The 20,593-nt window shown below is 73.4% G+C and carries 19 protein-coding genes; 10 read left to right on the forward strand and 9 right to left on the reverse strand.

Going from position 1 to position 20,593, the window contains the following annotated elements; genetic code table 11:
• Positions 1–316: 316 nt before the first annotated feature.
• A complete protein-coding gene (locus BS73_RS08130) occupies positions 317–1,930 on the reverse strand; it encodes a cytochrome P450 (RefSeq protein ID WP_084703900.1) in 1,614 nt (537 codons plus the stop codon).
• A 133-nt stretch (positions 1,931–2,063) separates the two neighbouring features.
• Between BS73_RS08130 and BS73_RS08135 the strand changes: the two genes are divergently transcribed.
• Positions 2,064–2,708: a TetR/AcrR family transcriptional regulator gene (locus BS73_RS08135; protein ID WP_051939690.1), complete on the forward strand. Its 645-nt coding sequence runs from the start codon at positions 2,064–2,066 to the stop codon at positions 2,706–2,708.
• A 13-nt stretch (positions 2,709–2,721) separates the two neighbouring features.
• Here the strand turns inward: BS73_RS08135 and BS73_RS08140 are convergent, their stop codons facing one another.
• Together BS73_RS08140 and BS73_RS08145 are read right to left on the reverse strand one after the other, a co-directional pair.
• Positions 2,722–3,222, reverse strand: coding sequence for a GNAT family N-acetyltransferase (locus BS73_RS08140; protein ID WP_037570667.1), 501 nt, complete (start codon positions 3,220–3,222; stop codon positions 2,722–2,724).
• Between the two features lie 34 nt (positions 3,223–3,256).
• Positions 3,257–3,667 (reverse strand): ankyrin repeat domain-containing protein, encoded by a 411-nt coding sequence (locus BS73_RS08145; protein WP_051939691.1) that lies wholly within the window; start codon positions 3,665–3,667, stop codon positions 3,257–3,259.
• Between the two features lie 174 nt (positions 3,668–3,841).
• Here BS73_RS08145 and BS73_RS08150 point away from each other — a divergent pair, with 174 nt between their 5' ends.
• The 8 genes from BS73_RS08150 (at position 3,842) to BS73_RS08185 (ending at position 11,051) form a co-directional block, all read left to right on the forward strand.
• Positions 3,842–4,036 (forward strand): hypothetical protein, encoded by a 195-nt coding sequence (locus BS73_RS08150; protein ID WP_037570671.1) that lies wholly within the window; start codon positions 3,842–3,844, stop codon positions 4,034–4,036.
• A gap of 67 nt (positions 4,037–4,103) precedes the next feature.
• On the forward strand, positions 4,104–5,924 hold the full coding sequence (locus BS73_RS08155) for an FtsK/SpoIIIE domain-containing protein (protein WP_200886663.1): 1,821 nt from the start codon (positions 4,104–4,106) through the stop codon (positions 5,922–5,924).
• A gap of 110 nt (positions 5,925–6,034) precedes the next feature.
• On the forward strand, positions 6,035–6,400 hold the full coding sequence (locus tag BS73_RS08160; protein ID WP_037570673.1) for a group I truncated hemoglobin: 366 nt from the start codon (positions 6,035–6,037) through the stop codon (positions 6,398–6,400).
• A gap of 369 nt (positions 6,401–6,769) precedes the next feature.
• Positions 6,770–7,216 (forward strand): STAS domain-containing protein, encoded by a 447-nt coding sequence (locus tag BS73_RS34485; protein WP_051939692.1) that lies wholly within the window; start codon positions 6,770–6,772, stop codon positions 7,214–7,216.
• Between the two features lie 145 nt (positions 7,217–7,361).
• On the forward strand, positions 7,362–7,745 hold the full coding sequence (locus BS73_RS08170; RefSeq protein ID WP_051939693.1) for a group I truncated hemoglobin: 384 nt from the start codon (positions 7,362–7,364) through the stop codon (positions 7,743–7,745).
• Between the two features lie 332 nt (positions 7,746–8,077).
• Positions 8,078–9,550, forward strand: coding sequence for an amino acid permease (locus BS73_RS08175; protein WP_084703902.1), 1,473 nt, complete (start codon positions 8,078–8,080; stop codon positions 9,548–9,550).
• Between the two features lie 38 nt (positions 9,551–9,588).
• Positions 9,589–10,452, forward strand: coding sequence for a glycerophosphodiester phosphodiesterase family protein (locus BS73_RS08180; protein ID WP_407675133.1), 864 nt, complete (start codon positions 9,589–9,591; stop codon positions 10,450–10,452).
• A gap of 224 nt (positions 10,453–10,676) precedes the next feature.
• Entirely contained in the window at positions 10,677–11,051 is a 375-nt protein-coding gene (locus tag BS73_RS08185) for an RNA polymerase-binding protein RbpA (RefSeq protein ID WP_037570679.1), read from the forward strand.
• Positions 11,052–11,149: 98 nt separating this feature from the next.
• On the opposite strand, the gene BS73_RS08190 is transcribed toward BS73_RS08185, so the two are convergent.
• The 5 genes from BS73_RS08190 to BS73_RS08210 form a co-directional block, all read right to left on the reverse strand.
• A complete protein-coding gene (locus tag BS73_RS08190; protein ID WP_063836940.1) occupies positions 11,150–11,746 on the reverse strand; it encodes an FxsA family protein in 597 nt (198 codons plus the stop codon).
• Between the two features lie 128 nt (positions 11,747–11,874).
• A complete protein-coding gene (locus BS73_RS08195) occupies positions 11,875–12,639 on the reverse strand; it encodes a polyprenol monophosphomannose synthase (RefSeq protein ID WP_037570681.1) in 765 nt (254 codons plus the stop codon).
• Between the two features lie 78 nt (positions 12,640–12,717).
• Positions 12,718–14,361: an apolipoprotein N-acyltransferase gene (gene lnt, locus BS73_RS08200; protein WP_051939697.1), complete on the reverse strand. Its 1,644-nt coding sequence runs from the start codon at positions 14,359–14,361 to the stop codon at positions 12,718–12,720.
• 584 nt (positions 14,362–14,945) lie between these two features.
• Positions 14,946–16,598 (reverse strand): amidohydrolase, encoded by a 1,653-nt coding sequence (locus BS73_RS08205; RefSeq protein WP_037570684.1) that lies wholly within the window; start codon positions 16,596–16,598, stop codon positions 14,946–14,948.
• Positions 16,599–16,628: 30 nt separating this feature from the next.
• Positions 16,629–17,069, reverse strand: a complete 441-nt coding sequence (locus BS73_RS08210; RefSeq protein WP_037570687.1) for an Lrp/AsnC family transcriptional regulator — start codon at positions 17,067–17,069, stop codon at positions 16,629–16,631.
• Positions 17,070–17,431: 362 nt separating this feature from the next.
• Between BS73_RS08210 and BS73_RS38145 the strand changes: the two genes are divergently transcribed.
• Complete coding sequence (locus BS73_RS38145; protein ID WP_051939698.1) at positions 17,432–17,809, forward strand: hypothetical protein; 378 nt, start codon at positions 17,432–17,434, stop codon at positions 17,807–17,809.
• An 81-nt stretch (positions 17,810–17,890) separates the two neighbouring features.
• On the opposite strand, the gene BS73_RS08220 is transcribed toward BS73_RS38145, so the two are convergent.
• The gene (locus BS73_RS08220; RefSeq protein WP_051939699.1) at positions 17,891–20,560 is read right to left on the reverse strand and encodes a fibronectin type III domain-containing protein; all 2,670 of its coding nucleotides are present in this window, start codon (positions 20,558–20,560) and stop codon (positions 17,891–17,893) included.
• Between the last annotated feature and the right edge of the window lie 33 nt (positions 20,561–20,593).

Genomic DNA, 20,593 nt, shown 5'->3' on the forward strand with positions numbered 1-20,593 from the left:
ACCGGCAGCCCCATTCCCCGCCACGCCCGGCGCCCACGGGGCGCGGCGGCACGAGGGGAAGCACAGGGGCGCCGCAGCCTGAGAGGCGCGACAACGCGGCAAGCCGGGCCCGCCAGGCAAGCCTGACAGCGCGGTAGGCCAGACAGACCCAGGAAGCGCGGCAGCCCCCGCGCCCCGGCCAGGCACAGCAAGCAAGAAAGCCCCCCAGGCTTGGCCGGCACGCCAGCGGGGCGAGCCCGACAGGCCCGCCCCACGCGCAAGCGCGGCCAGCGCGGCACGCGCGGCAGCGCCCCAGCCCCTAGGCCGCGCCCCGCCCTCACCTCCGGTGGAGGCGCAGTCGGAACCCGGCCGGCATCAGGGTCAGGCGTTCGGCGACGCTCAGTCGGTAGCCGGGATCCGGCTCCAGCTCGTACCGCCGGACCAGGAGGCCCAGCACCAGCACCGCCTCGTGGAGGGCGAACTGGCGCCCGATGCAGGCCCGGGCGCCGGTCCCGAAGGGCTTGAAGACGTGGGCGGGCCGTCCGCGCACCGCCTCCGGCGCGAACCGCTCCGGGTCGAAGGACTCGGCGTCCTCGCCCCAGGCCTCCGGGTCGCGGTGCAGCAGTCCGGCCAGCACCAGCGCCCACGCGCCCCGCCGCATCGGATGCGCGCCACCGGTGACGTCCTCGCCGCCGAGGACGGTGTCCTGCCGCGCCTCACGCGCGAACGCGGGGGCGGTCGGCCACAGCCGCAGCGACTCGTCCAGCACCCGCCGCAGGTAGCGCGCCTTGGCCACCTGCTCATACGAGGGCTCGGCGCCGTCCGGCCAGATCCGGTCGGCCTCCTCGCGCGCCCGGGCCAGCACCTCGGGGTGCTTGGCCAGGTAGTAGAGCGCGAAGGAGAGCGCGCCCGAGGTGGTCTCGTGCCCGGCCACCAGGAAGGTCACCACCTGGTGCCGGATGTTCCGCGCCGAGAGCCGCTCCCCGGTCTCGGGGTGGGCGACGGCGAGCATCCGGTCCAGCAGATCGCCCGAGCCGTCGGAGCCGCCGGCGGCCCGCCGCGCCTCGACGACCTCGTCCACGGTCTGGTTGAGCAGCTCCAGATCGCGTTCGTTGCGCTGCATCGCCCCGCGCATGGCGGTGCGCAGCACCAGCGGCGGCACCAGGTTCCGCCGCTGCGCGAAGGAGAGGCCGCCGACCATCGCGGTGACGAAGGGGTGTGGCTCGCTCCGCTCGAAGGAGCCGAAGTCGTGGCCGAAGCCGGTGCGGGCGATGGTCTCCAGGGTCAGCTTGGTCATGTCGCCGGAGACGTCCACCTCCTCGCCGTCCCGCTCGGCGGCGTCCCAGCGGTCGATCAGCCGGCCGGCCACGTCCAGCATCACTGGGTGGTAGCCGGCCATCGCGTTCCGGCTGAAGGCGGGGGCCAGGATGTCGTGCGCCAGCTGCCAGTTGGGCTCGTGGTTGTAGGCGGTGAAGAGGCCGTCGCCGGCGACCGGACGGAGGTTGGCCACGCCCAGGCCGACGTGCTTGGCGAACCGGGTCTCATCGCAGATGTCGGCGGTGAGGCCGGCGCCCCAGACGAAGACGATCTCCTTGCCGAATGCCTTGCGGCGGAATATCGGGCCGAGCCCGCGCCCCATCGCCATGGTGTCCTGGAGCGGACGGCTCACCCGCAGCCGGCGCCCGCTGAAGAGATCGCCGAGGAGGGGCAGCCGGTGCGGCGGATGCGGTATCCGGTCCAGCCGCGGCCAGCCGTCCTCGGCGTCCCGGAAACCCTTCGGCAGCGGCGCCTCGGCACCGCCGCCCGTTCCGCCGCCGCTCGCCCCGCCGGCAGACGCATCGCCGGCAGACCCAGCGACCGCCGCGCCCACGACGCCGTCGCCGTCGCCGCCGACGCCGGCCCCCGCGCCCGGCCCCGTCACCCCGGCCGATGAAACCGCCGACTGCGCCATCGCCCTGCCCCGCCTCTCCGCCGCGGCGCCGCCGCACTGCCGCGCCCCCGCGCCGCCGTCCTGTTGCACACGGATTCAATAACGCGAACAGTCTGCTGCCGTAATTGAACCCGCGTCAAGTAGTGTCTTCTCCATGGCAGCAGCACGCCCAGCGCGCGGCGACCGAGCCGCCCGGTCCGCCCCGGCCGGCCAGTCCGCCAGGACCGGCCGGACCAGACTGAGCACCGAGGAACGGCGCGAGCAGCTGCTCTCGGTGGGCGCGCGGCTCTTCGCCCAGAGCCCGTACGACGACGTGTGGATCGAGCAGGTCGCGGAGATCGCGGGCGTCTCGCGCGGACTGCTGTACCACTACTTCCCGAACAAGCGGGACTTCTTCGCCGCCGTGGTGCGCCGGGAGAGCGCGCGGATGCTCCGGCAGACCGCGGCCGTCCCGGGCGTGCCGGTGGACGACCAGCTGCGCTCCGGGATCGACACCTATCTCCGCTACGCCGAGGCGAACGCCCACGGCTTCCGCGCCTTCCACCGCGCGCAGGCGGCCGGCGACCCGGGGGTGCGCGCCGCCTACGAGGCCGGGGTGGCCGCGCAGGAGGAGCAGATCCTCCTCGCCCTGGCGGAGGACGGAAAGCCGCCCTCGGCGACCGACCGGCTGGCCGTCCGGGGCTGGCTCGCCTTCATGACGACGGTCTGCCAGCAGTGGCTGGAATCCCCCGACGAGACCCCCAGGGACGCCGTCCGCGAACTCTGCGCCCGCGCGCTGCTGGGCGCCTTGGCACGCTGAGCCGGGCCCGGTCTCAGACGCACCCCACCCGCGCGTCCAGGAGCTTTCCGAAGCACACGCTGCCCGGCGCCTCCGCGTAGTAGCCGAAGCCCGGTATCCGCTCGTACCCCTCGGACTCGTACAGCGCGATGGCCTCCGGCTGCTCCGTGCCGGTCTCCAGGATCATCCGGCGCAGGCCGGCCTTCGCCGCCTCCTCCTCCAGGAACCGCAGCATCCGCCGGGCCAGCCCGCGGCCCCGCGCCGCCGGCCGGGTGTACATCCGCTTGAGCTCGACATCACCCGGCAGCAGCCCGTCCCCGTCGTGGAGGCGGTCGGCGTGCGCCCGCCAGCCGCCCGAGACCATCGGCTCGCCGTCCAGGTACCCCAGGGCGTACAGCCCCGCCGGGGCGCGGAAGTGCGCCGGGTCGACATGCGACAGGTCGGGGTCCCCGTAGCGGCGGACGTACTCCTGCTGGACCTCGGCGGTCAGCAACTCGGCGTCGGGGTGGTCGTAGCCCAGAATGCGAATCTCCACCCGAACAGGCTAACGAACCGCACCGACAGTCACGTCACCCCCCGAAGCGCTCCACCAGCTCGTCCTTCCCGAACATCCGCGCCGTGTCCAGCGCCGTCGGCGTGCCCGCCCGGGGGTCCGCCCCGCCCGCCAGGAGCGCTTCCACCACCTCGTCGGCGCCCTTGAAGACGGCGCCGGCGAGCGGCGTCTGCCCCCGGTCGTTGGCCTTGTCCGGCGCGGCCCCGCGCCCCAGCAGCGCGCGCACCGCGTCCGCGTGCCCGTGGTAGGCGGCGAGCATCAACAGGCTGTCCCCGCTGCCGTTGCAGAGATCGACCGGCACCCCGGCGTCGACGTAGGCGCCGAGCGCGCCGGCGTCCCCGCTCCGCGCGAGATCGAAGATCCTCCCGGCCAGCTCCACCACCTGCGGGTCGAGCTCTTCCCGCTGCCCCGGCCCCTGCTCCGACATCGCCGAATCCCTCCCCCTGCGGTCCGCGCCCCTCGGGCGCACCGCCCATCCTGCCGTATCTCGCAACCCGGGAGCGCTTGCAAGGAGTTCGACGCACTTTCACCCGATTGCAGCTTTCCACCCAGATTTACGCTTTGTCACCATAGGAGAACGCACTGTGACAGGAGTAGCGCCATGATCCTCTCCATCTCCGGCGTCGTACTGCTCGGGGTGATCGCCTTCCTCTTCTTCCGCAAGGACGGAATGAAGATCTCGCACGCCCTCGTCTGCGCACTGTTCGGGTTCTACCTCGCGGGGACCGCGATCGCGCCGAGCATCCGGGCCGGCGGGGCCAGCCTGGCCAGCCTGGTCAGCGGGATCCACTTCTAGCGGCGCCGCGCCCGCAGGCCGTGCGCCCGCAGAACCGAGAAGGCCAACCGGAACCGGTGGAGACCCGATGACTTTGCAGGACCAGCTAGCCCGCAGCCGCGAGCTCGCCCGTACGGCGGGCGACCACGCGGCGGACATGTTCTCGCCCCTGCTCACCATCGGCCGAGGGCTGCGCAGCCACGCCCGCTGGGCCAGGGAGCGCTGGGGCGCGCTGCCGAAGGAGCGCAGGCTGCCGACCCTGCTGATCGGCGCGGCGATCATCGGCGGGGTGGTGATGCTTCCGTACGGTCCGCTGATCGCGGTGGTGACGCTGATGGGCTCGGCCGCCTGGGCGGGGCGCGACCGCACTCCCCCGGAGGCCCCCGGACCGGACACCTCGGACCTCAAGCTGGGCGCGATCTACACCGCCCTCACCCCTTACCTGAGCCACGAGAACGACCCCGAGCCCCTCTACCGGCACGGGAACGGGCACGAGGACTACAAGGAGGCCTTCACCTCCTGGGAGTTCGACGAGGACGGCCGGCTGGCCAAGCTGGACCTCAAGTACCCGGCGTACTTCACCGACACCGAGCCGCACGCCCGGGCCCGGATCGAGCACGTCATCCACGGCAAGGCCGGCCGCTCGCGGGAGTACCGCTTCCTGTGGGAGCTGGAGACCAACCAGCTCCAGGCGGAGGCGCTGGTCCCGCTGCCCACCGACATCGCCGCGCAGCGCTTCGTCACCTCCCCGGGCGAGATCGTCCTGGGCTTCACCGACCCCGCCTCCGCCTCCCGGACCATCCCGGTCCGGCAGGGCGGCAGCACCGAGCACCAGCCGCCGGTGCTGTGGCGGACCGGGCCGCGCTCCACGGAGCCGCACCTGCTGGCGCTCGGCGCCCCCGGGCACGGCACCTCCACCCTCCTCCGCTCGATCGCCCTCCAGGCGCTGAACGGCGGCGACCTGGTGGTGATCGACGGCGCGGGCACCGGAGAGCACGCCTGCCTGGTCGGCCGGCCGGGCGTCCACACGGTGGAGACCAGCCTCCACGGCGCGCTGGCCGCGCTGGAGTGGGTGAACAACGAGACCCAGCGCCGGCTGGACGTCCTCAACCAGGCGAAGCACACCGGCGGGGTGCCCCCGGCGGACGCCCTGCGCCCGCTGTGGCTGCTCCTCGACCACCCCTCGGAGCTGAGCGAGCTGGCCCACGCCGAGGAGCGCACCGACCCGCAGGACCTGCTGGACACCGCGCTGCGGCACGGCCGAGCGGCCCGGATCACCGTGGTGGTCGCCGACCATCTGGAGGCCCTGGAGCGGATCAAGCCCACCGTCCGCGCCTCCTGCCGGGCCCGGGTGGCCCTGGGCGCCCTGGACCCGGACGCCGCGCCGCAGGTGCTGGGCGCCGCGCTGGACATCACCCCCGCCCTGTACACCCCGCCCGGCCGCGGCTACGCCCGGATCGGCAACCTGGCGGCGGTCCGGCTCCAGGTGCCGGAGACGCCGGACCCGCTGGACGAGGAGACCTCGGCCGAGCTGCGCGAGGCGGTGGTCGGCCTGCTCCCGTTCCGCGACTCGCGCACCGAGGCCTCCGCCGAGGAGCTCTCCTCGGGGGCGGCGGCGGCCGCCGCACCGGTCGCGGGTTCGGCGCCCGCGGCCGGCGCGGGCACGGTGCCGGGCTCCTCCGGCCCGGAATCCGGCTCGGGCCCGGCGGTCCCTGGCGCGGCGGTCCCGGGCACGGCGGTCCCCGGCACGGCCCCGCGTCCGGTGCCGGAGACCGAGAGCGCGACGGCCGAGAAGCCGCCGCCGCGGCTGCCGGACGAACTCGCCAAGGAGTTCGACCGGCTCAGCCTGAAGCAGCTGCCGATCAACGAACCGGAGCCCAGGACGGCCCCCACCAGGCGAATGAGCTGAGTCCTGAGCGACTCCCCGCGGCCCTCCTCCCGGCGAACGCCGGCAGGAGGGCCGCATCATCTGTAAAGAACATGTTGACGGCCTGCACAGAACCCGCTGAACTCGAACACATGAGCATCTACGAAGAGATCGGCGGCGCGCCGGCCCTGTCCGCCGCCGTGGAGGAGTTCTACCGAAGAGTCCTGGGGGATCCCGAGCTGACCGGGTACTTCGAGGGCGTCGAGACCGCCCGGCTGAAGGGGCATCAGCGCGCCTTCCTGACCGCCGCACTGGGAGGGCCCGAGCTGTATGCGGGGCGCCCCCTGGACGAGGCGCACCGGCCCCTGGAGATCCCCCCTGCCCACTTCGACCGCGTGGTCGTCCACCTGGCCGACACCCTCGACGCGCTGTCCGTCCCGCCGGCCACCATCGACCAGATCGCGGGCCGACTCGCCCCGCTGAGATCCGCCATCGCCCCGGACCCCGACCCGGCCTGACCGAGCCTCAGGAGGGCGGGGTCTTTCCTTCGGCGTTCAGTCGCTCCGGCACCCCGGGAGACCCTGCCCTCCGCCCGGTCCCGAAATCCCTCGCATAGTTCGTAGGCATATTCCGCAACCGAAGGGACATCGAAGCTTCAAGGCGGGTAAGCGGACGATTATATTCGTCGACCGGCGTCACGACTGGGATTTGATGGTCATTCACCCGGACAGGTAGTCATCCTCGTCACCGGAACGTTTCTTCGCTTCACACGGCTACCGTGCGCTCTAGCGTGTACGTTCGCACACCGCCGCCCCTGACCCCGGTCGGCCGAGCTGATCCCGGACGCACGCCTGCACTCGTGCGGGTGGCTGACACAGGGGGCTGCGGTGACGCCCAAGGTCGAGAACGACCCCGCTCCGCTCTGCCGCGTACGCCAGTACCGGACACACGGGTTCACCGTGTTGGAACTGCACGGCGAGATCGACCTCACGGGACTGTCCATCCTGCTCCACCACATAGAGGAGGCGACGGCCGGCCGGGAGCCCTGCGTGGTCGTCGACCTCACCCACATCACCTTCCTCGACGCCTCCGGCCTGCGGGTGCTCAGCCGCCTCTACCGCCGGACCCTCCAGCACCGCGGCACCGCCGCCGTGGTCTGCCCCTCCGGCTTCGTCCGCCGCGTCCTGGAGCTCGCCAAGGTGCCGGGCTTCCTCACCACCGTACGGACCCTGGACGAGGCGCTCGTGCCGAACCCCCCGAACTCCCCGAACTCCCCGAACCCCCCGGACCGCACCGCGCCGCGCAGCCCCCAGCCGGACACCCAGGACTTCTAGCCGCCCCGCCGCGCGACGGCGCCGCCCCCTCGCCCGCTTCGTTTCCCACCCCTCACGGGCGCTCCCGAGCCGTATGAGAAGGGCTTCACTGCGAGTTGACGCCCCGTTGACCGCGTGTGCCCACGACCGGCGTGGACTGGATGCCATGAGCATCTACGAAGAGATCGGCGGAGCACCGGCGCTGGCGGCGGCCGTGGACGAGTTCTACCAGAGGGTACTGGGCGACCCGGAGCTCTCCGGGTACTTCGAGGGCGTAGAACTGGCCCGCCTCAAGGGCCACCAACGCGCTTTCCTGGCGGCCGCGTTGGGCGGCTCCGAACTCTACGCGGGCCGTCCCCTCGGCGAGGCCCACCGCCCGCTGGGCGTCCAGCCCGCCCATTTCGACCGCGTGGTGACCCACCTGGCCGACACCCTCACCTCCCTCTCCGTCCCCCAGCCCACCATCGATCTCATCGCCGGCAAACTGGCCCCGCTGAAAGCCGAGATCGCCCCGGACCGCACCCCCACCCAGCCCCAGACCACCGGCTGACCCCTCCCCCGGCCACGGCCGCCCCCGCCACCGATCGGAAGCGCCCCGGTCGGCCGCAGCGGAGGGCGGCCGCGCCGCTTCTGACGCGGTGTCACGTTTCCACGGCGCACAGGCGGTCTGGGCCCGCAGGGCCTTGACAGCGCATGGTCGCTCGGGCTCAATGCTGTGCCAATGGTCTGAATCCATTCCTTTGGCGGCCCGGTGGTCGTCCTCGTGTACCGCACCCGTGGAGGTGCCCGTTGTCCACAGAGGTTCCCCGACAGCGCGACCACAGAGACGCCGACGAGCAGCGGCTTCATGAGCTGGGGTACGTCCAGGAGTTGGCCCGGACGATGTCCGGGTTCTCCAACTTCGCCGTGTCGTTCACCATCATCTCGATCCTGTCCGGCTGCCTGACGCTCTACGGCTACGGCATGAACACCGGCGGCCCGGTGCTGATCACCTGGGGCTGGCCGGTGGTCGGCGGGATGACGCTGCTGGTCGGGCTGGCGATGGCGGAGGTCTGCTCGGCCTATCCGACCGCCGGCGGGCTGTACTACTGGGCGGCGAAGCTGGGCGGGCGGCATGCCCCGTTCGCCGCCTGGACCACCGGGTGGTTCAACATCATCGGGCAGATCGGCGTCACGGCCGGGATCGACTTCGGGGCGGCGTCCTTCATCAACGCGCTGCTGGATCTGCAGGGCTGGTTCTCCGCCACGCCCGGGCACACCGTGCTGATCTTCGGGCTGGTACTGCTGCTGCACTGCGTCCTCAACACCTTCGGGGTGCGGCTGGTGGCGCTGCTCAACAACGTCAGCGTGTGGTGGCACGTCCTCGGCGTGCTGGCGATCGTGCTGCCCCTGGCCATCGTCCCGGCGCACCACCAGTCGGCCGGCTTCGTGTTCGGGCACTTCACCAACACCACCGGGTGGGGGTCCAGCGTCTACGTCGCCCTCCTCGGCCTGCTGCTGGCGCAGTACACCTTCACCGGGTACGACGCCTCCGCCCACATGACCGAGGAGACCAGGGACGCGGCCCGCAGCGGTCCGCGCGGGATCGTGCTGTCCATCGTCATCTCGCTGATCGCGGGCTGGGTGCTGCTGATCGGCATCACCTTCGCGATCCAGAACTACGGCGCGGAGGCCGGCAGTTCGACGGGTGTCCCGCCGGCCCAGATCTTCATCGACGCGGTCGGGACGACCGGCGGCAAGCTGCTGCTGCTGGTCGCGATCGGCGCGCAACTGTTCTGCGGGATGAGCTCGGTGACCGCCAACTCCCGCATGATCTACGCCTTCTCGCGGGACGGTGCGCTGCCCGGCTCGGCCTTCTGGCACCGGATCAACGGCCGGACCCGTACCCCCACCAACGCGGTCTGGCTGGCCGCCGTCGGCGCCTTCGTCCTCGGGCTGCCGTATCTGTGGAACACCACCGCCTACGCCGCCGTGACCTCGATCGCCGTGATCGGCCTCTACATCGCCTACGTCATCCCGGTCTTCCTGCGGGTCCGGCAGGGCGACCGGTTCCAGCGCGGGCCCTGGCACCTCGGCCGCTGGTCGCGGGTGGTGGGCGTCGCCGCGGTGGCCTGGACCTGCGTCATCACCGTGCTGTTCATGCTGCCCACCGGCAATCCGGTGACGGCGACCACCTTCAACTACACGCCGATCGCGGTCGGTGTGGTGATCGGCTTCGCCGGCGTCTGGTGGCTGGTGTCGGCCCGCCGCTGGTTCACCGGCCCGAGGGTGCAGGAAGAGGTGCGCCAGGAGGACGCCGCCGTCGGCGCCGGCGCCCTCACCCCCGAGGCCGGACCGGATTCGGCGGCTCTCTGACCGGTGAACGCTGACCGCCGACCGCCTTCGGTCGCATACTGATCGATGTGCTTCCCGCCAGGCATCCGTTCCTGACCGCCGCGCCGGGCCCGCTGGCCTTCGCCCACCGGGGCGGCAGCCTGGGAGGCCCGGAGAACTCCCTCCCCGCCTTCGCGCGGGCGCTCGGCCTCGGCTACCGCTATCTGGAGACGGACGTCCGCGCCACCTCCGACGGGGTCCTGATCGCCTTCCGGGACTCCCGCCTGGAGCGGGCCACCGACTCCGGCGGGACCGTCGACGAGCTGCCCTGGCGCGCGGTGCGCACCGCCCGGCTGGCCGGCCGGGAGCGGATACCGCGCTTCGAGGAGCTCCTCGACGCCTTCCCCGAGGCGCGGTTCGCGGTGGACCTGGGGACGGATGCCGCGGTCCGCCCGTTCGCCGCCGCGGTCCGCCGCGCCGGGGCCTGGGAGCGGGTCTGCGCCACCTCCTGGTCGGACGCCCGGCTGGCGGCGGCGCGCGAGGCGGCGGGACCCCGGTTGGCACTCGGACTGGGGCGGCGTGCCATGCTGGGACTCCGCCTCCGCGCCCTCCCCGGGGTTCCGGGCGCGGTTCCGGTCGACCGGCTGCTCGGTCGGGCGCTGCGCCGGGGCGCGGTCTGCGTGCAGATTCCCGCGGGGATGGCGGACCCGCGGTTCGTCCGGCTCGCCCACCGGCTCGGCCTCCAGGCCCACGCGCGCTCCGCGGGCGACCGGCGGGAGATCGGCGAGCTGCTGGACCGGGGGGTGGACGGGCTGATCGCGGACCGGATCGACGTCCTGCGGGCGGCCCTCCGCGCCCGGGGCCTGTGGGCGGAGCCCGCCGGCGGCGCGCGGGTCGGGCCGGAGAGGAAGGCAGAAGAAGGGGAAGGCCGCATCTCGGATTGAGCCGAAGGGCTCCGCCGGTGTCCGGCGGGGAGTGACTCAGGTCACCGAATGCCAGCCAGATGTGACAAAAAGGGCGCCTCTGGGTACAAACTTGGGCGGCACTGCGGAGGGCACGCGTCAGGCACCTGGTCTCGGGCGGGAATCTTCGACCGGTGCCGCACGTTGAGCCGAATGACGAAGACAGACATCCAGTCCTGTGGGCTAAAGCCCGGGAGGCACTTTTCATGAGTGAGCGAGCTCTCCGCGGCACGCGACTCGGGGCGACCAGCTACGAGACCGACCGCGGTATCGATCTGGCCCCTCGCCAAACCGTCGAGTACGCATGCCAGAACGGCCACCGCTTCGAGGTGCCGTTCTCCGTGGAAGCCGAGATTCCTGCCGTCTGGGAGTGCCGGTTCTGCGGTTCGGAGGCCCTGCTGCTGGACGGCGAGTCGCCGGAGGAGAAGAAGACCAAGCCGGCGCGTACCCATTGGGACATGCTGATGGAGCGCCGGACCAGGGAGGAGCTGGAGGAGGTGCTGGAGGAGCGGCTCGCGGTGCTGCGCTCCGGCGCCATGAACCTGGCAGTCCACCCCCGGGACAGCCGCAAGTCCGCCTGACGAAGGCGTCCGCGACAGCACGCGACGGCGAGGGCCGCGATCCGGATGGGATCGCGGCCCTCGCCGTCGCGTCGTCGCGGGGTCCCGCGCCCCCCGGCTCAGCGCTCCAGCGGCGGACGCCGGTCCGCGCCGGGGTCCCCGGGCGGCGGCGGGTTGTGGTAGTCGTACGGGCCCTGCTCGGGGTCGACGACCTCGCCCTGGACCACCTTGCCGTCCGGGCGGTGGATCCGGACCTGCTGCACCGTCGGGTTCCGGTTGAGCAGCCGCTGCGGGATCCGGGCCAGCAGGGCACCGGTCGGCGGGAAGAGGCAGAGCAGTCCGAGGACGTCGGTGAGGAAGCCCGGGATCATCAGGAAGACGCCGGCCGCCGCGGTGTTCCCGAGCCGCTGCCCGGAGGGGGCGGCCTCGGCCTCTCCGGAGCCCGCCGACCCGGAGGCCGAGGCGGAGGCGGAGGCCGGCTGCGCCCGGCGCATCGCGTTGCGCAGCGCCGCCGCCCCCGCCCTGCGCAGCAGGGCGCTGCCCACCAGCACCCCGGCGAAGAGCAGGGCGATCACCAGCAGCCCGCTGGTCGCCCGGGCGACCAGCACCATGCAGTAGATCTCGGCGGCCGCCCAGAGGAGCACCAGCAGGGGCAGCCAGCGCCCGATGCGTGCGCGCGAACGGGAGCGTCGTCCAGGGGCAGAGGTAGCGGCCACGCTCTCAGCCTTCCGCAGTTTTCCGGGGTTCTCGCTTCCCCCTGGTCAAACGGGTGGCCGAGGCGCGGTGTTCCGCGCTCCCGCGGTGTTCCGCCCTCCCCCGGCGTTCCGCGCTCCCCCGCCGTCCCTCAGCTGCGGCCGAGACGGGAGCGGACGCCCCACACGGTGACCCGGCCGAGGGCCTCCAGCACGATGGAGCGGCTCATCTTGCTCGCCCCCAGCTCCCGCTCGACGAAGGTGATCGGCACCTCGACCACCCGGTAGCCCTTCCGGACGGCCCGCCAGGCCAGGTCCACCTGGAAGCAGTAGCCCTGGGAGGCCACCTCGTCCATGCCGAGCCCCTCGAGGGTGGCCCGGCGGAAGGCCCGGTAGCCGCCGGTGATGTCGCGGAGTTGGACGCCCAGCGCGAGGCGGGAGTACATGCTGCCGCCGCGGGAGAGGACCTCCCGGCTCTTCGGCCAGTTGACGACCCGTCCGCCGGTCACCCAGCGCGAGCCGAGCACCAGGTCGGCGCCCGTCTCCAGCCCGGTGAGCAGCCGGGGCAGCTCCTCCGGCTGGTGCGAGCCGTCCGCGTCCATCTCGACCAGGACGTCGTAGCCGCGGTCCAGGCCCCAGCGGAAGCCGGCCAGGTAGGCGGCGCCCAGGCCCTCCTTGCCCGCCCGGTGCATCACCTGGAGGTTGGGGTCCTCGGCGGCGAGCTCGTCGGCCAGCCGCCCCGTTCCGTCCGGGCTGTTGTCGTCGGCGATCAGCACGTGCGCCTCGGGCACGGCAGCGCGGACCCGGGCGGTGATCCGGGGCAGGTTCTCGATCTCGTTGTACGTCGGGATGATCACCAGGATCTTGCCCAGGTCGGCGAACGAGCGCTCGCCGACCGGCTCTTCGGACGTGGTCACGTACCGGCCTCTCTCCACTGCCCGCCCCCGGGCCGCTCAACACGACTTATGACGCCGATTCGCACAGACGTCACACAGTCAACTCCTTGCACGACGGCGTGTGCGCAGCATAGCGGCCCCCCACGCCAGCACGCCAAGGCCGGTCAGGAACCACTCCGGTCCCGCGCCCAGCCGGTCCGCGAGGGTGCGCTGGTCACGCAGCGGGACCCGCTCCTCGACGGTGGCCGCGGTGGCCAGCTTCGTCTTGGCGACCACTTTGCCGTCCGGGGCGATGAAGCCGCTGATCCCGCTGGTCGCGGAGATCACCACGGCCCGCCCCGTCTCCATCGCCCGCAGCCTGGAGATGGTGAACTGCTGCTCGGGCTGGTCGGTGCGCTCATAGGTGGCGTTGTTGGTCGGCACCACCAACACCCGGCCGCCCTTGTCCACCGCCGAGCCGATCACGTCGTCGTAGGCGACCTCGAAGCAGATCGCCTCGCCGATCACCGCCGGGCCGACCTTGAGCACCCCGGGGGTGTGCCCGGGGGCGAAGTCCACCGGGATCCGGCGGAGCGCGGTGACGAACCTGGTCAGCACCGAGCGGAACGGCACGTACTCGCCGAGCGGGACCAGGTGCTGCTTGGCGTAGTGGGCGCCGGGCCCGGTGGTCGGGTCCCAGACGATGCTCTCGTTGTAGTACCGCCCGCCGGGCGCGTCGGTGAGCGTACCGATCAGGACCGGGACGCCGATCGCCCTGACCGCGGTGTCCATCGCCGAGTAGACCTCCGGGTAGCTGTACGGGTCCAGGTCGGAGGCGTTCTCCGGCCAGACCACCAGGTCCGGCTTCGCCACCCGGCCGGCCGCCACCTCGGCGGCGAGCTTCTCGGTCTCCCGGACGTGGTTGTCCAGCACCTGCATCGGGCGGCCGAGGAAGTCCATCCCGGCGTGCGGGACGTTGCCCTGGACGATCGCGATCCTGGCGTAGGCGGGCCCGGCGGAGCTGCTCTGGCCGGCCGTGGGCAGCGGCACGAACCGCCCGACGGCCCCGACCGCGACCGCGGCCACCACCAGCACCGCCGCCCAGCCCACCCGGGCCCGGCGGGTGGTGAGGACCGCGGCGGCCAGCAGGGCGCCGCTGAGCGCCACCGCGAAGCCGACCAGCGGCTGCCCGCCGATCGCGGCAAGCGGGGCGAACGGGGAGTCCGCGCTGGTCAGGCTGAGCCGGCCCCAGGGGAAACCACCCAGCGGCCAGCGCCCGCGCAGCGCCTCCTGGCCGACCCACAGGCAGGCCGTCCACAGCGGCCACCAGGGCAGCCGGCCGACCACCGCGAGGGCCGCGCCGAGCAGCGCGAAGTACAGCGCCTCGACCGGCGAGAGCACCAGCCAGGCGTCGGCGCCGATGGAGCCGTTGAGCCAGTAGAGCAGCCAGAGGAAGAACGGCAGCGCGAACGCGAAGCCGGTCCAGGCGCCCTGACGCCAGGTCACGCCCCGGGTGAGGAGGGAGAGCGCGGTCACCGCCAGCACCGAGAGCGGCCACACCCCGTACGGGGGGAAGGCCAGGGTCAGGGCGAGTCCGGCGGCCGCCGCAAGGCCCGTGCGGGCGGCGTTGGCCCGGGCCGCGCCGGCGATCCGGCGCAGGCGGCCCACCCGCGGCGGGTCGGCCTCCGGCCTCGTCGCCGTGGACGCTGAGGGCTCAGCGGACTCAGCGGACTGGTCCGCGCTGGGCTCGACCGGCACCACCACCCGGGCTCCTGGCTTTTCTCGTCTCCGACAGAACGCCACGAAGCTACCGCACTCCGTTCGCCGGAGCGGGCGCGGTCCAGGCGGCGGCCGACGACGGGTCGGCGCGCACGGCGGCGCCGAGGACCCGAAAGTCAACGAGCGCACCCGGACACCCTTCGGTCCGACCTGGGGCCCGCCGGCTGCGGGTCGACCGAGAGCCGTTGTCTACTGAGCGTCCGGGCTGCGCCCGTGTCACACCCGATCCGACCGGACCCGGTTGGCCTTGCCGGCGCCCGCGCTCCCCGCGCCGCCGACACTGGACCTGGCTGCCTTTCGGCGGCGCCCCGCGGGGGTGTCGCCGGTGGCCCAGCTGCGGACTCGGGTTTTGCGTGGAGGTTTCCGGTCGGTTTGGTCCCACAGGACTCGTCTGGTGGACGTCGCCGAAACTACTCGCCGTCGCCCGCCGCCTGTCAACCACCCCCTGAACTGTGCAAACGTCAGGAACGTGCAGGTCAGACGGGTGCTACCGGGGCGGCCGCGACAGGCCGTACGCACGTCGTTCGGCGGTACGCGCGGCCAGCCTCACCCGCCCGGCCCGCACTCGATCAGTCCTGCCCGCCGGGGCCGTCGGCGGCCTGGTGGATCAGCACGCCGGCCACCGCGGTGGCCAGACAGCGGGGCAGTTCCCGGCCCGGCGTCAGGTCCGGCAGGCCGGGGGTGCCGGAGCGCGGGTCGGTGGACCAGTTGGCCACCCGCTCGTCCGGGGCCTGCACCACCAGCTCGGTGGACTCCCACACGGCGTAGTCCGCCGGCGCGCCGGGGACCAGCACGCCCGCGTCGTCCCGGCCGATCGCCCGCCAGCCGCCGCGGGTGTGGGCGGTGAAGGCGCCGCGCACCGAGATCCGGTGCTCCGGGGTGCGGTGGAAGGCGGCGGCCCGGACGGCGCCCCACGGGTCGAGGGGGGTGACCGGCGCGTCGGAGCCCAGCGCCAGCGGGACGCCGGAGCGGGCGAGGGCGGCGAACGGGTTGAGGGCGGCCGCGCGCTCCCGCCCGAGCCGGGCCGCGTACATCCCGTCGGGCCCGCCCCAGGCGGCGTCGAAGCCGGGCTGCACCGAGGCGGTGAGGCCGAGCTCGGCGAACTCGGCGATCAGCCGCTCGTCCAGCAGCTCGGCGTGCTCGACGCGGTGCCGCAGCGCCCGCACCCGGGCCGCGCCGACCCGCTCCGACGCCGCCCGGACGCCCTGGACCAGCGCGTCGAGGGCGGCGTCGCCGATGGCGTGGAAGCCCGCCTGGAGGCCGGCCTCGGTGCAGGCGGCGACGTGCTCGGCGACCTCCTCAGCGGTGAGGTAGCGGGCGCCCTCGGCCTCCGGGGCGTCCGCGTAGGGGGCGCGGAGGCAGGCGGTGTGCGAGCCGAGGGCACCGTCCACGAAGAGGTCGCCGCCGACGCCGAAGGCGCCGAGCCGGCGGGCGGTCTCGATGCCGGCCGGTCCTGCCTCCCCCCAGTAGCCGACCACTCGGGGGGTGCAGCCGGCCGCGGCGGCGTCGATCAGCTGGCGGAGGTCCTCCGGGGAGGAGATGTCCGGGCCGGCGCACTCGTGGAGGGTGCCGATGCCCAGCGAGGCGGCCCGGCGGAGGGTGGCCCGCTGGGCGTCGGCGCGCTGCTCCGGCGTCAGATGGGCCAGCGCGGCCCGGCGGACCGCGTGGTGGGCGTCCCGGCTCAGCGGGCGCTCGGGGTGGTATCCGGCGGCGCCGGCGAGCTCGGGGGCGGCCAGGGCGCGGAGGGCGGTGGAGGCGATCGCCGAGTGGACGTCGGTCCGTGAGAGGTACGCGGCGGCGCCGCCGACCGCGGCGTCCAGCTCCTCGGTGCTGGGCGCCCGGCCCTCGGGCCAGCCGCTCTCGTCCCAGCCGTGGCCGAAGACCACCCCGGAGGAGCCGGCGGAGGCGGCCTCCGCGCGCTGCTGCTTGGCGTACTGCTCGATCCGGTGGAGGGCCTCGGCGAGGGAGGGGCAGCCGGTGAGGTCGAGGCCGGTGAGCGCGAGGCCGGTGGCGGTGGCGTGCACATGGGCGTCCACGAAGGCCGGGGTGACCAGTGCGCCTGCCAGGTCGACGACCTCCTCGGCGGCCTGCGCGTAGCTGTCCGCGGCGGTCTCGCCGCCGACCCAGGCGACCGTCCCGTTCTCCACCAGCATGGCGGTGGCGAAGGGGTCGGCGGGGCTGTACACGCTGCCGCCGCGGAGGAGCACGGTTGGGTGGTTCATGTACTCCAGTGTGGCGGGCCGCCGGCCGGGTCAGAGACGCGGGGGCCGGGCCTCGTAGGGAGTGGAGAGGACCACGGTGGTCCGGGTGGAGACGCCGGCCGCGGAGCGGATCCGGGCGAGGAGGTTCTCCAGGTCGCCGGGGCCGGCCACGCGGACCTTGAGGATGTAGTTCTCGTCGCCGGCGACGCTGTGGCAGGCCTCGATCTCGTCCAGCGGGGCGAGCCGCTCGGGGACGTCGTCGGGGGCGCTGGGGTCGAACGGTTTGACCGAGATGAACGCGGTCAACGGCAGGGCCACCGCCTCGGGGTCGACGACGGCGGCGTAGCCGCGGATGACGCCGCGCTGCTCCAGGCGGCGCACCCGCTGGTGCACCGCCGAGGTGGACAGGCCGGTCGCCTTGCCCAGGTCGGTGTAGCTCATCCGTCCGTCCGCGACGAGCAGCCGGACGATCTGCCGATCGAGTTCCTCCACCCGCGTGACCCTACTGGGCCGCGCGGCCGCCGCGCTCGGCGCGCCGGGCTTCGGGCGCGTCCGCCCCTGCTCGCACCACACCTCGACGCGACCCCGCGGCGGCCTCGACGGGACCCCGGCGCGATCTCGGCGCGACCCCGATGTGATCCCGGTGTGACCAAGGCCACAGGCGATGGATGGCTATCGGGAGCCGCGCAGGATTATCGGATGCCGTGGGCGGGAAGCTCTCGCTACGGTCGGCCTGCGATCACTGCACGATCGGTCAGCGATCCGCGATATCCGGCTCGTCAATTGGGGCTTGACGAACCGTCACCGGCCGGCACACCGTCGCCCTGGCCCTGATCATTTGTTGGGGGAAGCAGATGCCCGCAGTTGACGAGCGCATTGGCGCGGCCGTGGCCGAGGATTCCACGACCGCCGAGTGGGAGGGCACCGACGACTGGTTCCCGGGAAGTGACCCGGGCGACGCCGAGAACTGGGAGATCCACCGGGTGCGCTGCCCCGAGTGCGACCGCCCGATCGCCCTGCTGGGCGACGAGGAGCGGCTGCCGCAGCACGCCCTGCTGCCGACCGCCTGGAGCCCGTTCTCCTCGGACGTCTGCGACGGCTCCGGCCGCGGAGTCGCGGACGCCGTCCGCCTCGACGGCGAACCGCGCGACGGCGCCAGCGAGTTGGCCGCGCTGCTGCGCCTGCCGGCGGAGCTGGACTGGCGCCGGCAGCCGTTCTCGCACGCGGGCTGAGGACGCGTTCCCGACTCCCCCGGGTGTCGCGCCTGCGGTGCGGCACCCAGGGAAGCGGGGTTGACGCCGGTTGCCGTGCCGTCAGGAAGCCGTCGTCGCCTGGACGCTCGTCGGCGCGCCGGTGCCCGTTCCGGTGATGGCGGCGATCGTGAAGGTGTAGGCGGTCGCCGGCCGCAGTCCGCCCACCACGCGGAGCATCGCGTGGTTCGCCGGCTGGGTGGTCAGGACGTCGCGGCCGGTCAGCGTCAGCACGCGGCCGTCCGAGACGGTCACCCGGTACCCGATGACGGGGGTGTCCCCCGTGCTCGCCGGACCGGACCAGTGGAGGCTGACCGCCGAGGCGGAGGCCTTCGCCGAGACGCCGGTCACGGCGCCCGGTAGCGCGCCCGTCCCAGGCCCGGGGGTCACCGGCGCGGACGGCAGCGACTCCGGGGAGTCGCCGGCCGCGTTCCGCGCCGCCACCGTCACGGTGTACGCCGTACCGTCCGCCGCCCCGCCCAGCTCGGCGTAGGCCGTGCGGGCGAAGTCGGCCGCGGGGACCTCCGCGTGGAGCGCGCCGCCGCCGCCCACCGGGGTCGCCGTCACCTCGTAGGCCGTCACCGGAGAGCCGTTGTCCTGGTAGGTCGGGTTCCAGGTGGCGTAGACCGCGTGCTCCGCGGCGAAGGTGCCGACCCGCATGGGTGCGGCGGGAGTCGACGGGACGTCGGTCGTCCGCACCCCCAGCACCCACCGGTCGGCCGGCTCGATCCCGGCCGCCGCGGTGACGTCGGCGGGGACCTCGTCGGGCGAGGCGATCAGATGGTTCCCCTGGGTGACCACGCCCTTGCTGGTGCCGTCCGCGTCGCCCTGCTCCCACCAGTTGCCGGAGATCAGCGTCGGGTCCTTGTCACCGAGGGCGTCCCGGTAGTCGGTGTGGGTGGAGCCCACGTCGGCATAGCTGACCCCGTACATCACGTTGCCGCTGATCGTCTCGTAGGTGCAGCCGTTGTCGGTGTAGACGGCCTTGCCGAAGCCGTACTGGTCGTGGACGAGGTTGCCGGTGACCTTCTCGCCGGTGGCCATCGAACTGCCGGTCAGGCCCTGGGTGTAGATCCCGCCGCCGTCGTCCAGGGTCTGCATGTGGTCGTGGATCAGGTTCTGCGCGACCTGGTTGTCGTGGGAGTAGTTGGCCGTCGCCGGCTGCCCGATCTTGTCCGGCCAGCCGCCCCAGCCCATCGAGATCGCCGAGTACGCGGTGTGGTCGATCTGGTTGTGCGCGATCACGTCGTGGACGCTGTAGCCGTTGATGATGCCGACGCCGCCGTGGTACTCGACCGGCAGCGCGTACAGGTGGTCGTCGGTGACCTGGTTGTCCTGGGTGCGGTGGGCGGGGTCCGCCGGGTCGGTCGCGTCGACGCCGCCGAGCTCGATCCCGTTGCCGGAGATGTCGGTGAAGACGGAGTCGTGGACCACCGATTCCTGTGCCCCGTCGCCGAGTTCGAGGCCGGCGGCGCCGAGGTGGGTGAAGACGTCGCCGCTGAACTCGACCCGCTGGGCATGCTGGAAGGAGACGTTGCCGGGCTCCTTGGTCCAGGCGCCGTACGGGCAGCTGCCGCCGGGGGCGTAGCCGCACAGGCCCTCGGTGGCGTAGCCGGTGTCGCCGGTGATCGTGTAGCCGCCCTGGATCTCCGAGAAGCCCTCGGGGCTGGAGGGCTGGAGCCAGGTGGCGTACTCGAAGCGGAGCCCCCGGAAGGCGAGGTCGTGCGCTCCGCTGCCGGTGACCAGCTGCTGGAGGCGGGCGGCCTCGATATCCGAACCGTTCGGGTTCCGGCCGGGCCCCGACCTGGGCGCGTAGTAGTAGATCCGGTGGGCGGCGCGGTCGAAGTACCACTCCCCCGGCTTGTTCAGCAGTTCGTAGGCGTTCTCGACGGCGGACGGGGTGGCGCCGTTGGAGAGGGTGCCCGGGCCGACCATGTCGACCGTCCGGCCGGGGTTGTCCGGGAAGACCACGCGCCTGGTCGAGTTGTTCCAGCAGGGCTGGGCCATGGTGATGGTGGTGCCGCTGACCGAGGCGATCGGGCAGCGCGGCTCGGTCCAGCCGCCGAGCCCCTCCACCTGGTCGTTGAAGACCTTGGCGCCGCCGGTGTAGACGAACTCGATGTCGGCGGGGTCGTGCCAGTGCGCGAGGAGGTCGGAGGAGGCCGTGTAGCCGGTGGCGGTCTGGGTGAGGGAGACCGGGACGGTGCCGCTGGTGCGGTCGGCGCGGACGCCGTCCACATAGAGCTGGCGGGTGTTCCGCAGCCCGGCCGGCGCCTTGGCGGACCATACGCCCGGCCGGCCGGCCACCGGCGACCAGCCGGTGACCCGGCTGCCGCCGCTCAGCACGGTGGCCCCGGAGCCCTGCCAGACCACCTTGTGGCCGTTGGAGCCGGAGTCGGCGCCGGTCAGCTGGAGGGCGGAGGACAGGCGGTAGGTGCCGGGGGCCAGATGGACCGTCAGGTCGGCGGCGAGGTCCCGGTCGCGGGCCCGGACCAGCTGCTGGGCGCGGGCCAGGGTCTCCACCGGGCGGGCGGCCGTGCCGGGGGCCCGGTCGCTGCCGTCGGGGGCGACCCAGACGTCGCTGCCGCCGGGCGTGGCGGCGGTGGCGGTGGTGGCAGCGGTGGCAGTGGCGGCGGTGGCCGCGGTGGCCGCGGTGCCGCCGAGGAGAGCGGCCGCGGCGGCCAGCGCGGAGGCCGCCGCGAGCGATATTCGTGAGCGCGTACGCTTCAACATGCTGGAAACGTAGGATCAATATGACGGGTCGTC

The organism is Phaeacidiphilus oryzae TH49 (genome assembly GCF_000744815.1).
Classification (GTDB): domain Bacteria; phylum Actinomycetota; class Actinomycetes; order Streptomycetales; family Streptomycetaceae; genus Phaeacidiphilus; species Phaeacidiphilus oryzae.

Coding starts and splice junctions, on each gene's coding strand:
- BS73_RS08185 (WP_037570679.1), top strand. CDS start 10,677: ATGAGTGAGCGAGCTCTCCGCGGCACGCGACTCGGGGCGACCAGCTAC.
- BS73_RS08135 (WP_051939690.1), top strand. CDS start 2,064: ATGGCAGCAGCACGCCCAGCGCGCGGCGACCGAGCCGCCCGGTCCGCC.
- BS73_RS08130 (WP_084703900.1), bottom strand. CDS start 1,930: ATGGCGCAGTCGGCGGTTTCATCGGCCGGGGTGACGGGGCCGGGCGCG.
- BS73_RS08170 (WP_051939693.1), top strand. CDS start 7,362: ATGAGCATCTACGAAGAGATCGGCGGAGCACCGGCGCTGGCGGCGGCC.
- BS73_RS08155 (WP_200886663.1), top strand. CDS start 4,104: ATGACTTTGCAGGACCAGCTAGCCCGCAGCCGCGAGCTCGCCCGTACG.
- BS73_RS08150 (WP_037570671.1), top strand. CDS start 3,842: ATGATCCTCTCCATCTCCGGCGTCGTACTGCTCGGGGTGATCGCCTTC.
- BS73_RS08145 (WP_051939691.1), bottom strand. CDS start 3,667: ATGTCGGAGCAGGGGCCGGGGCAGCGGGAAGAGCTCGACCCGCAGGTG.
- BS73_RS38145 (WP_051939698.1), top strand. CDS start 17,432: ATGCCCGCAGTTGACGAGCGCATTGGCGCGGCCGTGGCCGAGGATTCC.
- BS73_RS08205 (WP_037570684.1), bottom strand. CDS start 16,598: ATGAACCACCCAACCGTGCTCCTCCGCGGCGGCAGCGTGTACAGCCCC.
- BS73_RS08220 (WP_051939699.1), bottom strand. CDS start 20,560: ATGTTGAAGCGTACGCGCTCACGAATATCGCTCGCGGCGGCCTCCGCG.
- BS73_RS08160 (WP_037570673.1), top strand. CDS start 6,035: ATGAGCATCTACGAAGAGATCGGCGGCGCGCCGGCCCTGTCCGCCGCC.
- BS73_RS08175 (WP_084703902.1), top strand. CDS start 8,078: ATGTCCGGGTTCTCCAACTTCGCCGTGTCGTTCACCATCATCTCGATC.